Annotated in this window: 15 protein-coding genes; 9 read left to right on the top strand and 6 right to left on the bottom strand. The window is 56.1% G+C overall.

The features are described from left to right. Positions 1 to 64: 64 nt before the first annotated feature. Positions 65 to 1,435, top strand: coding sequence for a GntT/GntP/DsdX family permease (locus AOC04_RS11785; protein ID WP_060693562.1), 1,371 nt, complete (start codon positions 65 to 67; stop codon positions 1,433 to 1,435). An 83-nt stretch (positions 1,436 to 1,518) separates the two neighbouring features. On the opposite strand, the gene lpxO is transcribed toward AOC04_RS11785, so the two are convergent. The 5 genes from lpxO to AOC04_RS11760 all read right to left on the bottom strand — a co-directional run bounded on the left by lpxO (position 1,519) and on the right by AOC04_RS11760 (position 5,781). Continuing rightward, entirely contained in the window at positions 1,519 to 2,418 is a 900-nt protein-coding gene (lpxO, locus tag AOC04_RS11780) for a lipid A hydroxylase LpxO (RefSeq protein WP_060693560.1), read from the bottom strand. A gap of 296 nt (positions 2,419 to 2,714) precedes the next feature. Beyond that, positions 2,715 to 3,428, bottom strand: a complete 714-nt coding sequence (locus AOC04_RS11775) for a GntR family transcriptional regulator (RefSeq protein WP_060696936.1) — start codon at positions 3,426 to 3,428, stop codon at positions 2,715 to 2,717. A gap of 127 nt (positions 3,429 to 3,555) precedes the next feature. Beyond that, entirely contained in the window at positions 3,556 to 4,245 is a 690-nt protein-coding gene (locus AOC04_RS11770) for an endonuclease (protein ID WP_060693558.1), read from the bottom strand. Positions 4,246 to 4,249: 4 nt separating this feature from the next. Continuing rightward, positions 4,250 to 4,501 (bottom strand): DUF1654 domain-containing protein, encoded by a 252-nt coding sequence (locus AOC04_RS11765; RefSeq protein WP_060693556.1) that lies wholly within the window; start codon positions 4,499 to 4,501, stop codon positions 4,250 to 4,252. A 203-nt stretch (positions 4,502 to 4,704) separates the two neighbouring features. Then, the gene (locus AOC04_RS11760) at positions 4,705 to 5,781 is read right to left on the bottom strand and encodes an asparaginase (RefSeq protein ID WP_060693554.1); all 1,077 of its coding nucleotides are present in this window, start codon (positions 5,779 to 5,781) and stop codon (positions 4,705 to 4,707) included. Positions 5,782 to 6,212: 431 nt separating this feature from the next. On the opposite strand from AOC04_RS11760, the gene AOC04_RS11755 reads away from it, so the two are divergent. Genes AOC04_RS11755 through AOC04_RS11725 form a run of 7 tightly spaced genes read left to right on the top strand, consistent with a single transcriptional unit; the run spans position 6,213 to position 13,171 of the window. After that, the gene (locus AOC04_RS11755; protein WP_060693552.1) at positions 6,213 to 7,166 is read left to right on the top strand and encodes a sugar ABC transporter substrate-binding protein; all 954 of its coding nucleotides are present in this window, start codon (positions 6,213 to 6,215) and stop codon (positions 7,164 to 7,166) included. A 55-nt stretch (positions 7,167 to 7,221) separates the two neighbouring features. Beyond that, the gene (locus AOC04_RS11750) at positions 7,222 to 8,775 is read left to right on the top strand and encodes a sugar ABC transporter ATP-binding protein (RefSeq protein ID WP_060693551.1); all 1,554 of its coding nucleotides are present in this window, start codon (positions 7,222 to 7,224) and stop codon (positions 8,773 to 8,775) included. Next, positions 8,772 to 9,749 carry an ABC transporter permease gene (locus tag AOC04_RS11745; RefSeq protein WP_060693548.1) on the top strand — a complete coding sequence of 326 codons (978 nt, stop codon included), beginning with the start codon at positions 8,772 to 8,774 and terminating at the stop codon, positions 9,747 to 9,749. The genes AOC04_RS11750 and AOC04_RS11745 overlap by 4 nt, the downstream gene beginning before the upstream one ends. 3 nt (positions 9,750 to 9,752) lie before the next feature. Then, positions 9,753 to 10,787: a LacI family DNA-binding transcriptional regulator gene (locus AOC04_RS11740; protein ID WP_060693547.1), complete on the top strand. Its 1,035-nt coding sequence runs from the start codon at positions 9,753 to 9,755 to the stop codon at positions 10,785 to 10,787. An 11-nt stretch (positions 10,788 to 10,798) separates the two neighbouring features. Then, a complete protein-coding gene (gene rbsK / locus AOC04_RS11735) occupies positions 10,799 to 11,719 on the top strand; it encodes a ribokinase (RefSeq protein WP_060693545.1) in 921 nt (306 codons plus the stop codon). Beyond that, the gene (rbsD, locus tag AOC04_RS11730; protein WP_060693543.1) at positions 11,716 to 12,120 is read left to right on the top strand and encodes a D-ribose pyranase; all 405 of its coding nucleotides are present in this window, start codon (positions 11,716 to 11,718) and stop codon (positions 12,118 to 12,120) included. Before rbsK ends, rbsD begins: the two co-directional genes overlap by 4 nt. Before the next feature lie 22 nt (positions 12,121 to 12,142). Continuing rightward, positions 12,143 to 13,171, top strand: a complete 1,029-nt coding sequence (locus AOC04_RS11725; RefSeq protein WP_060693541.1) for a nucleoside hydrolase — start codon at positions 12,143 to 12,145, stop codon at positions 13,169 to 13,171. Positions 13,172 to 13,188: 17 nt separating this feature from the next. Here the strand turns inward: AOC04_RS11725 and AOC04_RS11720 are convergent, their stop codons facing one another. Further along, positions 13,189 to 13,389, bottom strand: a complete 201-nt coding sequence (locus AOC04_RS11720) for a hypothetical protein (protein WP_060693539.1) — start codon at positions 13,387 to 13,389, stop codon at positions 13,189 to 13,191. A gap of 162 nt (positions 13,390 to 13,551) precedes the next feature. Between AOC04_RS11720 and AOC04_RS11715 the strand changes: the two genes are divergently transcribed. Further along, on the top strand, positions 13,552 to 13,857 hold the full coding sequence (locus tag AOC04_RS11715; protein WP_060693537.1) for a hypothetical protein: 306 nt from the start codon (positions 13,552 to 13,554) through the stop codon (positions 13,855 to 13,857). Positions 13,858 to 13,875 lie beyond the last annotated feature (18 nt).

The following is a 13,875-nucleotide window of genomic DNA, read 5'->3' as shown; positions in this document are numbered from 1 at the left end:
GGGGTTTGGTGATCCGTTATATTCAGTCCTCTCGTAACAAAAAAATACAAGAGAGGGCTTCTCGTTGGATCTTTCATCCCCGCTTTGGCTGGCACACGATACTCAGTTGATTGTGTGCTGCCTTTTGGCAATTATCGCCATCATCGTTTTAATCAGCGCCTGTAAGCTCACGCCCTTTCTCTCGATTCTTATCGGTACGTTCATTGCCGGGATTGGTGCCGGCTTGCCGCCGGAAATCGTCGCCAAGGCTTTCAGTAAGGGGGCCGGGAGCATTCTGGGCGAAGCCGGGATCATTATCTCCCTGGGGGCCATGCTCGGCGCGTTGATGGCCGAGTCCGGGGCGGCGGACCAGATCGCCTCAACGCTGTTGCGCCACGCACGAGGCAAGGCGTTGCCATGGGTCATGGCGCTGGTGGCAATGGTGATTGGTTTGCCACTGTTCTTCGAAGTTGGCCTGGTGCTGATGGTCCCGATCATTTTTGTGATTGCCCGTCAGTCGGGTCAGCCTTTGCTCAGGGTCGCAATCCCCGCACTCGCGGGCATGACCACTTTGCATGCCCTTATGCCTCCGCACCCCGGTCCCTTGATCGCTGTCAGCGCACTGCATGCGGATCTGGGCCTGACCATGTTGCTGGGCCTTAGCCTGGCCATCCCTGCTGTCATTCTCGCCGGACCGTTGTATGGCATCTGGCTGTCGAAAAGAATGCATGTTGTCGAACCGGCCGAGCTGGGTGAACTGTTTTCGGCAAAGGTTGCTACACGACGCAAACCTACTTTCGCCGTGTCTTTGCTGATTATTCTGTTGCCGGTTTTGCTGATGCTTGGCAGCACCCTGGCCAAGGTCGCCATGGCGCCTGACAGTGTATTGGCCGTGACCCTGAAGTTTCTGGGTGAGCCGTTGATTGCACTGGGGCTGGCGGTGATCGCTGCGGTGATTTGCCTGGGCTGGTCAATCGGCATGGCCCGCGATCAGGTGGGCGGAGTCTTACGCAAAAGCCTGGCGCCGATTGCCGTGCTGTTACTGACGATAGGTGCGGGGGGCGGGTTGAAAGAGACGTTGCTGCAGGCGGGCATCAGCGACACGATCGGAAAGGTGGCTACAGGCGCGCATCTCTCCTACCTGTTACTGGCTTGGCTGATCGCGGTGGCACTGCGCCAGGCGACCGGTTCGGCGACTGTGGCGACCACCACGACGGCGGGTATTCTGGCGCCGATGATGGCGGGCCTGGCAGCTACCCAGAGCTCACTGGTGGCGCTGGCCATTGGCGCCGGTTCGGTGTTTTTCTGTCACGTCAATGACGCGGGCTTCTGGATGGTGCGCGAGTACTTCGGGCTGGAGCTCAAACAGACACTCTGGGTCTGGTCGGTTCTGCAAACCATCGTGTCTGTGGTGGGATTGCTGGGGACGTTGTTGCTGTGGCATCTGCTCGTCTAGCATTAGGAGCGAGATTGTCTCGCGATAGCCTCAAGTGCATCGCGAGGCAAGACCGCTCCTGCGGTCAAGACTGGCAGAGGGTTCTAAATGACCAGAAACAACGCAATCAGGCCGCTGAAAATTGCCCATTTCTCCAGGTAGTAGCGCGTGCGATTGCGTTTTTTCAGTTCTTTGCCGCGCAGGCGGATTTTGTACAGCCTGGTAAATGCGCGGTTCAGACCACCGGTTTTATCGCTGGTATCGTTGGGGGAGCTGGCAGACGCCATGACTGTGCGGCTGAACCACTGATTAAAGGCTGCAGCCCAGCGATATTGCATGGGGCGTTCCACGTCGCAGAACAGGATGATGCGATTCTTTGAGGTAGTGTTCTCGGCGTAATGGATAAAGGTTTCGTCAAACATTACGGCTTCGCCGTCACGCCACGAGTAGTTTTGCCCGTCGACGTTGATATAGCAGCCCGGATCATTCGGGGTGTCCAGGCCCAAGTGGAAGCGCAAGGAGCCCGCATAGGGGTCGCGGTGGCGCACCAGCTTTGAGCCCGGTGGCAACTCGGCAAACATGGCGGCCTTGATGGTGCCGATGCCGTTGAGCAACTCAATGGTGCGTGGGCACAGTTCGACCGCCGACGGATGATTGTCGCCATACCACTTCAGATAAAAGCGCTTCCAGCCGCTCTTGAAGAACGAGTTGAAACCGACATCGTTCGGTTGTTCCGAACGTTTGATTTCACCAGCCTGCATCAGGTTGCGCGCTTCATCGCGGATCTCCTGCCAATGATCCTGCAAGGGCTGCAACTGCGGGAAATCTGCCGGTTTAAAGTAAGGCTGTGCCGGAACTTTGGAGAACAAATACAGGAAGCAATTGATTGGAGCCAGGAACGTGGAATGGTCGCTCAGCTGGCGTCCCAATTTATGGCGAACGTTGCCCCGCAAGTGCACATGGGCAATGGATAAAACGTAAACAGCAATGATGATGAGTTTCAAGAGTATCGTCACAAGTCAGGTGAAATGCTGCCCCTGCATGCACGCAAGTGGCCCGACCTCTTACAGGAGATGTCGGGCGCTGGTGTCTCTGGAGGGGAGCCAAAGTGTAAGGTTAAAACAGCACTTCGGGCTTTTTCCAGCGTTTCATGATGCTTTTGTATCTATTTGCTTACAGTCTTTGGTCGGATTGCGGGTCGGGTTTCGCTTGAGAGTGCGCCGGATTACGGCATTGCGACGTGTGATCGATGCCTTTGGTGCCCGCCCGGCAAGCGGCCCGAGTGCGTGAGCAGTCGCTGTTATTTGGGGGTTCCTAGCGATTGGTACATTCGGAAGCGCTGAGGATCAAGCCAGCTTTCCACCTGCTCCATAAAGCGCCCGTGCCGGTCGTAGGTTGTGCGCAGGGCCTTGATGAAAACGGACCCTGGCGCCCGCCCCAGTAGAAACGCATCTTCTTGATTGAGTGGCTCGGCGCTAATCCATTGATCGCCGTTCTGCGCCACAAAACCGTAAGCGGCCAGAGTTATCGTCAGCGACTCATCTATCAGCCCTGTCCGTGGCAGGCTTTCCAGCCCCCCGGTAGCGGGCATGAGGGAGCGCTCCAGGGAGATGGCGCTGCCATCGTCATGGCTGCGGCGGCGAACCAGAGTAATAAACTGGCTCAAACCAAATTTAAGGCTCAGCTGCGGGCGTTCCACGGCCTGGAGTTGCAGAAGTTCAGTGTGAATCCGGGCGCCAGTGTCGGCCAGCGCCTGGGTCCAGCCATTATTCTGGTCCAGGGTCATGCCGTCGTACGTGACGATGGCGCTGCCTTCGGTCTGCATGGCTATGTATTTGCGCCTTTCCAGTTCTGCCAGCGCTTCGCGAAGCGTGCCAGTGCTGACGCGCAGCTCCTCGGCCAGTTGCTTTTCGCCTGGAAGCAGGTGGCCGTCTGCCAACAGCCCGCTTTCTATGCGATGGACGAGTTCTTCGACGGCTTGTTGTCTTTTGTTGAATCGGGCGTGTTTTATCATGCCTGAGTAATAGTCGAGCAATGGCGGTTGAGCAATAAACACGCGGATAGAAAGCAGTGCGCACGGGGCATAAGGATGTAAAGCGAGCAGGGCGCCTTGAACCTTGCGGCTGCTCAAGGCAGAGCTGTCAACCGCAGGCTTTGAGGTTGACCGGGCCGACAAACTCATTGCCACGACCCATGACGCAGGCTACGGCCTGATTGCGTTGACGCTCCCAGGCCTGGACCGGATAGGTCTTGTTCCACGCTTCATAGAGTTGGCGATCTTGCTTGGAGAGGCGCAAGTCGTAGCGTTTGCTCATATAGAAGTAGGTTCGCGCGATCATGCCTCGGATTGACGGCCGGGGCATGACCTTCCTGGCCTTGAAGTCGACTTGGGTCAGGCACGAACCGTACTGCCCCGACTGCGCAGGTAGCCAGCCAAAACTGAAGTTGTTTCTGTCGCCGTTGACCTCGCCGATGCTGGGCACCAGATTGTGCAGGTCGGCCTCTGCAACTTTGTAGACAGGGTCGTTGCGGGTGCAGTTTTTTCGGCCGCCGCTTTGCCAGCATTGGCGCTGGTGACCAATTTGCCAGGCAGGAACGATGTGTTCCCACTCGATACGTGCTGCTCGATTGGCATTCTTGCGCGGGACATAACCACAGGCTTTGAGGTCGACCCGGTTGCCGGTGTATTTGCACCCACAATAGAACTCGGTGGACTGTGGCGCGTAGAGTTTCCAGGCGACCTTTTTGGCTTCACTGAAGGTTTGCGGCGCAGCAGCATGTGCGCTCATAGCGGTAAAGAGGCTGGCTAACGCCAGTATACGAACCCTCATTGACTCAATCTTCCTCTGGCACGGTCCAGAAAACATTGACCCCGCCATCATCGCGATGGGCGATTGTGACGTTGTCGTTTTCGGAGATCTCTTCTAACAGGCGCTCCCAGAACTCCGGGTTATCGCCCTCAAGTCGTTCAAGCAACGCCATTTTGTCTTTTTGCGCTTTTGGCGAGCTGATGATTTTTTGTATGCGCGTTCCGAAAATTTCGTAGGGGCTTGGAAGGGGTGGCGCTTTCACCGGTTTTTTAGCCATGATGCGATCCTTGGTTGCTGTATGTGCATACAGTATTTAACTGCATGAGATTTGGCAACTGTTTGGATGCGTTTGGCTGCGGATCGGACTGCGTTTTTTTGGTTTAGTGCGAGAAGGACAGAAAAATCAATTAAATAGACCACTCACCGGGGTGATTGAGTGGTTTGAACGCCGGGCACTGGGCAGTGCCCGGCATGGGGAGATCAATACTCCCAGAACATCCGCTGCAGTTCTTTACTGTCCTGGGTTTTGGTCAGGGCGACCATGGCCAGGATGCGGGCTTTTTGCGGGTTGAGGTCGTGGGCTACAACCCAGTCGTATTTGTCGTCAGGTTGTTCTGCGTTACGAAGTACGAAACCGCCGTTATTTACGTGGGAAGAACGGATGATTTGCACGCCATCTTTACGCAGAGCTTGCAGGGTAGGCACTACACGCGAGGACACGGAGCCGTTGCCTGTGCCAACGTGAATGATGGCTTTGGCGCCGGCTTGGGCAAATGCTTTGTAAGCGGTGTCGTCGACGTTGCCATACGAGTAGGCGATGCCTACGTTTGGCAGGGATTTGATATCTTTGATGTCGAATTCGGAGTCCATGGTGTGACGCTTGGCAGGCAAGCGGAACCAGTAGGATTTGCCTTCAACCACCATGCCTAGCGGGCCCCAAGGGCTTTTGAACGCTTCGGTCTTGATGTTCATTGATTTGGTGACATCACGGCCCGACTGGATCTCGTCGTTCATGGTAACCAGCACACCCTTGCCGCGTGCTTCTTTGCTGCCGGCTACTGCAACGGCGTTGTACAGGTTAAGCATGCCATCAGCGGACATGGCGGTGCCCGGGCGCATGGAGCCGACTACGATGATTGGCTTGTCGGTTTTTTCGACCAGGTTGAGGAAGTAAGCCGTTTCTTCCAGGGTATCGGTGCCGTGAGTAATAACGATGCCATCGACATCTTTGCTGTCAGCCAGTTCGGCGACACGACGGCCCAGTTGCAGCAGGTTGTCGTTGGTAATGCTCTCGGAAGCGATTTGCAGGACCTGCTCGCCACGCACGTTTGCCAGCTGGCTCAGCTCGGGTACGCCGGCAATCAGTTGGTCGACGCCTACTTTGGCAGCGGTGTAGGTCGCGCTGTTGGCTGCGCTGGCACCCGCACCGGCAATAGTGCCGCCGGTTGCCAGAATCACGACATTGGGTTTGCCGGCTTCTTGTGCCTGAACAACAGGCAGGGCAAGCAGAAGGGCCAAGGCGGCCGGAACAATAGTTTTCAACACAGCTGGTTTCATTATTTTCTCTCTTATTGGTGGGCGCGCTGATGTACCGACATCGAGCACCGCGCGTGCCGTCACTTGCGCACGGGCTGCCTACCAAAGCACTAACTGTGCCACTGCAGAGCCTGTTTTGAGACTGTTTAACTCATTGATTCATAAGGATATTTTTATCTATGGGTTTTTTCTGTGACGGCGCGGGACGGTTTCCCGAACAACCAGCGGTTTTTTGTTCGGAGAGTCGACCGTTGGTCGACCGGTTGGCGGCTGTTTTTCACGTTGACAAATGAGAAACAGCTTTTCATAGTGAGGCTCAAGCAAACGTTTGCGCGGTGCTTTCAAGTCGGCTCGATTGGGCTTGTACCATGACTTGCTGCCCATGTGTTTTGTCAGGCTTTCTCCGGGCTGGACGTTGCTCACAATAATCATAAGATCGGAGTTCCCCCCCCATGAAGCTGCCCTTTGCTGGACGTCTTCTCGCTGTCGCCATGTTGGCCGCAGCCTCCTTGACCCTCTCTGTTGCTCACGCCGATACCGCTCAAAAGCCCAAAGTTGGGCTGGTGATGAAATCGTTGGCCAATGAGTTTTTTGTCACGATGCAGGACGGTGGCAAGGCGTATCAACAGGCCCACGCCGCGGATTTCGATCTGGTCTCCAACGGGATCAAGAATGAAACCGACACTGCCGGTCAAATTGACATTATCAATCAGATGATTATCGCCAAGGTCGATGCGCTGGTGATCGCTCCTGCTGACTCCAAGGCGCTGGTTTCGGCCATCAAGAAAGCCAGGGACCGCGGGATCGTAGTGGTCAATATCGATAACCAGCTGGACCCCGAGGTCTTGAAAAGCAAAGGTATCGACGTACCGTTTGTGGGCCCGAACAACAGAAAGGGCGCGCGTGAAGTTGGAGACTATCTGGCTAAGCAGCTCAAGGCAGGCGATGAAGTGGGCATCATTGAAGGTGTATCAACCACCACCAATGCTCAGATGCGCACCGCAGGCTTTAAGGACGCGATGGATGCAGCCGGCATGAAAATTGTGTCGACGCAATCGGGTGACTGGGAAATCGATGGTGGCAGCAAAAAAGCGGCAGCCATGCTCAGTGAATATCCGAACCTGAAGGCGCTGCTGGCGGGCAATGACAACATGGCCGTAGGTGCCGTATCGGCAATCCGTGCGGCAGGCAAGGCTGGCAAGGTTCAAGTCGTAGGCTATGACAATATTGATGCAATCAAACCGATGCTGGAGGACGGCCGCGTTCTTGCCACGGCCGATCAGGCGGCTGCCGAGCAGGCGGTTTATGGCATCCAGACCGCGCTCAAGCTGCTAAAGAAAGAGCCGGTTGAGAACCTCAAGGATGGCGTCATTGATACCCCGGTGCAGCTGGTAACCAAAAAATAGTCATATTCGCTGCCACAGGCACCTGCTCGGTTGAGCAGGTGCCCGGAGAAGTTTTATGTCGGCTTCCAATGCCAGCGTGGTCCTGTCCGTCCGCGGGATTGGCAAAACCTATACCCAACCCGTTTTGACGGGCATTGATCTTGCGTTGTATCGCGGTGAAGTGCTGGCCTTGACGGGCGAAAATGGTGCCGGAAAAAGCACCCTGTCAAAAGTCATCGGTGGCCTGGAGTTACCGACCCTGGGGCAGATGCAATTCAATGGTCAGCCCTACGCCCCCGGCAGTCGTTCACAGGCTGAGCGCCAGGGGGTGCGTATGGTCATGCAGGAGCTCAACCTGCTGCCCACCCTGACCGTGGCCGAGAATCTGTTTCTGGATAATCTGCCCGGTCATCTTGGCTGGATCAATCGCAAGCAATTACGCAAGGCCGCCATTGAAGCAATGGCCCAGGTAGGTCTGGAGGCGATAGATCCCGACACATTGGTGGCAGACCTGGGTATAGGCCACCAGCAAATGGTGGAAATCGCCCGTAATCTTATCGGTGATTGCCATGTGCTGATCCTGGACGAGCCGACGGCCATGCTGACGGCGCGTGAAGTCGAGATGCTGTTCGTACAGATCGAGCGGCTTCAGGCCAGGGGCGTGGCAATTGTCTATATATCCCATCGGCTCGAAGAGCTGGCGCGGGTTGCGCAACGCATTGCCGTTTTGCGCGATGGCTGCCTGGTGTGTGTTGAGCCGATCGCCAATTACACCAGTGAGCAGTTGGTTCACCTGATGGTGGGGCGTGAACTGGGTGATCCATTGGAGCTGGGCTCACGTGAACTGGGAGCGCCGGCGCTTAAAGTCACGGCGCTTACCCGCTCGGACAAGGTCCGGGACGTGTCCTTTGAAGTGCGCAAGGGCGAAATTTTCGGTATTTCAGGCCTGATCGGGGCAGGGCGTACCGAACTTTTGCGTTTGATCTACGGGGCCGATTTGCCCGATAGCGGCACCGTGTCTGTGGGCTCTCCTTTGCAGGTGGCCAGTATCCGGTCGCCGGCCGATGCGGTTAAGCAAGGGATTGCCTTGATTACCGAGGACCGCAAAGGCGAAGGCCTGCTTTTGACCCAGTCGATCAGTGCCAACATCGGTCTGGGCAATATGCACCGGGTGTCCAGTCTGGGGGTGGTGAGCGGTGCGCAGGAAGCTGCGTTGGCACAGCGCCAGATAGACGCGATGGGGATCCGCAGTTCAGGGCCGGAACAAGTTGTGTCGCAACTTTCCGGAGGCAATCAGCAGAAGGTGGTCATTGGCCGCTGGCTGGAGCGCGACTGCGCGGTCTTGCTGTTTGATGAGCCCACCCGTGGCATCGATATTGGTGCCAAGTTTGATATCTACCGGTTGCTTGGCGAGTTGACCCGTCAGGGCAGGGCACTGGTTGTGGTGTCGAGCGATCTGCGGGAGTTGATGTTGATCTGTGATCGTATCGGCGTGTTGTCTGCCGGGCACCTGATAGAAACGTTCGAGCGTAACAACTGGAGTCAGGAGCAGCTGCTGGCAGCCGCTTTTGCAGGTTATCAAACACGAGATGCGTTGCTCGCTGAAGCCGCGCCAAAGGAAGCCTCATGAAGTCCACCTCTGCAGTGCCAAAAAGCGCTCGCAACTATTTCGGCACGGGCACTTATCTGGGGCTGGCCGGTGCGTTGCTGGCCATGATTGTGCTGTTTTCGAGCCTCAGCGATCACTTCTTTTCCTACGACACGTTAAGCACTCTGGCCAATCAGATTCCGGACTTGATGGTGCTGTCGGTGGGGATGACGTTTGTATTGATTATTGGCGGAATCGACCTGTCGGTAGGGTCGGTGCTCGCATTGGCGGCCTCAGCGGTCAGTGTGGCCATTCTGGGCTGGGGCTGGGGGATCTTTCCTGCGGCCCTGCTGGGAATGGCATGCGCTGCGCTGGCAGGTACGATCACGGGGTCGATCAGCGTCGCCTGGCGGATTCCATCCTTTATTGTTTCTCTGGGTGTGCTGGAGATGGCCCGGGGCGCGGCCTATCAGATGACGGGTTCTCGCACAGCCTATATCGGTGATGCGTTTGCCTGGCTGTCCAATCCGATTGCATTCGGCATTTCACCCTCTTTCATTATTGCGCTGCTGATCATTTTTATTGCTCAGGCCGTTCTGACACGGACCGTGTTTGGCCGTTACCTGATCGGGATCGGTACGAACGAGGAAGCCGTTCGCCTTTCCGGTATCAATCCCAAGCCCTACAAGATTTTAGTGTTCAGCCTGATGGGTTTGTTGGCGGGCGTGGCTGCGCTGTTTCAGATATCCCGTCTGGAGGCTGCAGACCCCAATGCCGGTTCGGGTCTTGAGTTGCAGGTGATTGCTGCGGTGGTTATCGGCGGTACGAGTTTGATGGGCGGACGCGGGTCGGTCATCAGTACTTTTTTCGGGGTGCTGATTATTTCGGTACTGGCCGCGGGGCTGGCTCAAATCGGTGCAACCGAGCCGACAAAGCGTATTATCACCGGTGCTGTCATAGTGATGGCAGTAGTCCTGGATACTTACCGCAGTCAACGCGCACGACGACGGAATTGAACAATGGCAACCATTAAAGATGTCGCAGCAATGGCCGGCATTTCTTACACCACGGTGTCGCATGTCCTGAATAAAACGCGCCCGGTAAGTGAGCCGGTGCGCTTGAAAGTTGAGGAGGCCATTGCGCGTCTCGACTATGTGCCAAGCGCTGTCGCACGCTCCTTGAAGGCCAAGACCACCGCGACTATCGGCCTGCTGGTTGCCAATAGCTTGAACCCGTACTTCGCCGAGTTGGCGCGGGGTATCGAGGATTACTGCGAGCGCAACAATTACTGCGTGATCCTGTGCAACGGTGACGACGATCCTGACAAGCAGCGCAACTATCTGCGGGTGCTGCTTGAGAAGCGCGTGGATGGTCTGGTTGTGGCTTCGGCCGGAGGCGATCTTGGCCTGGCAAGCGGGCTGGTCGGTGTGCGAACGCCCATGGTCATTGTCGATCGGAACCTCGAAGGTATCGACGCAGACCTGGTACGAATCGATCACGAACTGGGTGCGTATCTGGCCACCCGGCATTTGCTTGATCTGGGGCACAGGGCTATCGCCTGTATTGGTGGCCCTGCAATCACACGCGTTGCACAGCTGCGCACTGCAGGCTACCTGCGAGCCCTGGCTGAGGCCGGTGTCACAGCGTCCGCACCCTGGATGATCGAGAGTGATTTCAGCAGTGTCGGGGGGTATCAGGCGGCAGTCAGCTTGCTGGAAAACAACCGGCCTTCGGCTATTTTTGCGTGCAACGACATGATGGGGATCGGTGTTTTGCGGGCGGCTGCAGAACGCAATATCCGGGTGCCGGATCAGTTGTCTGTGATTGGTTTTGATGATGTGCAAATGAGCCGTTATGTCTATCCGGCGCTGACGACAGTCGGGCAGTCGATTTTGCAGCTGGGAGAAATGGCCGCGCAGTTATTGTTGCGCCGTATTGCCTCGCCTGAACGGGCGGTGGAGCAGCGAATTGTGACACCAAGCATCGTGCTGCGAGAGTCGACGGCTGCCTATGTCGGGGCGCCGGTGCAATCCTTGCGAAAATCCCATGGGTGAGTCTCGATAACATGCAAGCAAACGTAGTGGTGGTTGGCAGTCTCAACATGGATCTGGTCACCCGCGCAGAGCGCCTGCCGCGCCCGGGAGAAACAGTATTCGGGCAGTCTTTTGGTACGGTTCATGGTGGCAAGGGGGCGAACCAGGCTGTGGCAGCGTCGCGCCTGGGAGCACAGGTGGCGATGATCGGGTGCGTAGGCAGTGATGCGTATGGCGTGCAACTGCGTGAAGGGCTGGAGGCCGAGAACATCGATTGTCAGGCCGTTCGTACTGTCACGCAGGGTGTGAGCGGTGTTGCGCTGATCGTCGTTGATACCAACAGTCAGAACACCATTGTGGTAGTGCCGGGCACCAATGGATGCCTTGCCTCTCAAGACATCATGGCGTTTGACGGCATGCTGCAAGAAACGAAGGTCATCATTTGCCAGCTTGAGGTGCCGATGGAGACGGTCGGCCACACCCTCAAGCGCGGGCGTGAGCTGGATAAAATTGTCATTCTCAACCCGGCCCCCGCCAGTGGACCGTTACCGGTGCAATGGTATGCCTCTGTGGATTACTTGATCCCCAATGAAAGTGAGGCGGGGGCTCTGACTGGCGTTACAGTTGATTCGCTTGATTCTGCAGAACTGGCTGCACGCAGCCTTCTGGCGCTCGGAGCGGGCAAAATTATTGTGACGCTGGGCGCGCAGGGCGCGTTGCTTGTCAGTGCGCAGCGCGTCATGCACTTTGCTGCACCCAAGGTTGAGGCGGTCGATGCAACAGCGGCCGGCGATACATTTGTCGGAGCTTTCTCGGCTGCACTGGCAGCGGGCAAAGGGGAGGACGATGCGATTCGTTTTGCCCAGATTGCGGCAGCATTATCAGTGACCTGCGCGGGCGCGCAGCCCTCGATACCTCGGCTGCAGGATGTAAAGGACTTTGCCTTGTCATGAAAAAAACACCTTTGCTCAACATCGCGCTTTCGCGACTTATTGCTTCGCTGGGGCATGGTGACATCGTGATTATTGCCGATGCCGGTTTGCCTGTGCCCAATGGCGTGGAGCTGATTGATCTGGCGCTGACCCAAGGCGTGCCTGATGTTTGCAGTACGCTGAGCACCGTGCTCAGTGAGATGCAGGTGCAAAGTCATGTTCTGGCGCACGAGCTGCTGCAAATGCCTTGCCCGGCATTGTCATGCATCGATATGCACAACACTCGGGGAGATCTGGGGAGCAGGAGTTTGCTCGATCACAATGCGTTCAAGGCGCTATGCCTGCGGGCAAAAGTGATTGTGAGAACGGGAGAATGCCGTCCCTACTGCAACATCGCTCTGATCGCCGGAGTTACTTTTTAATACGTCATACAGGGAATAACTCATGTCGCGTTTTATGCGGATTTTTCATCACCTGATCAGGAGTGTCGTGTTTTTGTCTGTTCTCAGTATTTCAAGTGTCCATGCTGCCGAAAAAATCGATCTGATCATCGACACTGACCCCGGTGCTGATGACGTCGTTGCTTTGCTGCTGGCGCTTGCGTCGCCTGAGCAACTCAATGTCTTGGGGATTACCACCGTGGCGGGTAATGTCCGTCTGGACAAGACCTCGCGTAATGCCCGCCTTGCACGGGAGTGGGCAGGCCGCGAAGACGTCCCCGTGTATGCCGGGGCACCCAAGCCTCTGGTGCGCACGCCCATCTATGCCGAGAATATTCATGGTCAGGAAGGTGTAACGGGTGTCCCGATACATGAACCTGCCAAAGGGCTCGAGCAGGCCAATGCGGTTAACTATCTCATCGATACATTGCGTGCGGCGAAGCCAGGCAGTGTGACAATTGCCATGCTCGGACCACAAACCAACCTGGCGCTGGCGCTGGTTCAGGCGCCTGATATCACCAAGGGTATCAGGGAGGTCGTGGTCATGGGCGGTGCTCATTTCAACGGCGGCAACATTACCCCTGTGGCCGAATTCAACCTCTACGCCGATCCGCATGCGGCAGATGTGGTTTTGAAAAGTGGCGTCAAGCTGGTTTATGTCCCGCTTGATGTGACGCACAAGATCCTGACCAGTGACCAGCGTTTGAAACAGATTGCCTCACTTGGCAATCAGGCCGGCAAGCTGGTTGGCGATATTTTGAATGAGTATGTGAAGAACGATATGGCGCACTACGGATTGCCGGGTGGTCCTGTACACGATGCCAGTGTTATCGCCTACCTGCTCAAGCCAGAATTATTCTCCGGGCGCGAGGTTAATCTGGTAGTGGATACCCGCGAAGGGCCTACCTTTGGCCAAACCATTGCAGACTGGTACGACACGCTAAAGCAGCCGAAAAATGCGTTTTGGGTTGAGAATGGCGACGCCCAAGGATTTTTTGACTTGCTGACTGCACGACTGGGGCGGCTGCAGTGATATGAGTCTGCGCCACCTTATGTCAGTTTCGAAAATGCCGTGTCCTTGTACTTTTCGAATATTTGGCTGACAAAGGCTCTGGCTGACTCGGTGCCAAGCTCTTTGACTAACAGGTCGATACCGATGATTGCCAGCTCCTCCGGGCTTCCAGGGCTGTAGGAGCACTGACCTTGAGGCCATTTGGCTTTGATGTCTGCATCGATGGTGACTGTTGTCATGAGTATCTCAAGAGGGGTGTTAAAAAGGCGATTTTAGCAAAAAGACCTCCTGATGCTATCAGGAGGTCAAAGTTAATCATGTTACGGGTCTTTTGGGGCTTCAACTTTCGCATGAGGCCCGTGTGCATGCCACACTTGAATTTTTGAGGTCGGGGCCTTCACATGCACATTGATTTAAACAACCCGGATGAGCTGACGGTTTTAGCAGTCAGCCAGCTACTGGCCTCGGCCAGTGATGATGCACATACTCAGTTACGCGTCACGAAGGCAGGTATTGCCTATATTTCTTCCGGTGTTGTGGGTGGTGCAGATATCGAAGGGCTGCTTTTCAGGCTTGAGACCTGGGCTGCCGGCTCCGGGTATGTCGGTAATATTGCCGCAAGCGATGAGGTCTGGGTCATGCAGATTCGTAATGCGCTGAAGGACAATTGGCCGTGCCCTCCTTTCGATTACATTGATGTTTATTAGCGGGTTACACATTCCGTC

The sequence above is a fragment of the Pseudomonas versuta genome (genome assembly GCF_001294575.1).
Lineage (GTDB): Bacteria > Pseudomonadota > Gammaproteobacteria > Pseudomonadales > Pseudomonadaceae > Aquipseudomonas > Aquipseudomonas versuta.
Note: the sequence above shows the minus strand (reverse complement) of the source record. Positions and strands in the feature narration are given on the sequence as shown.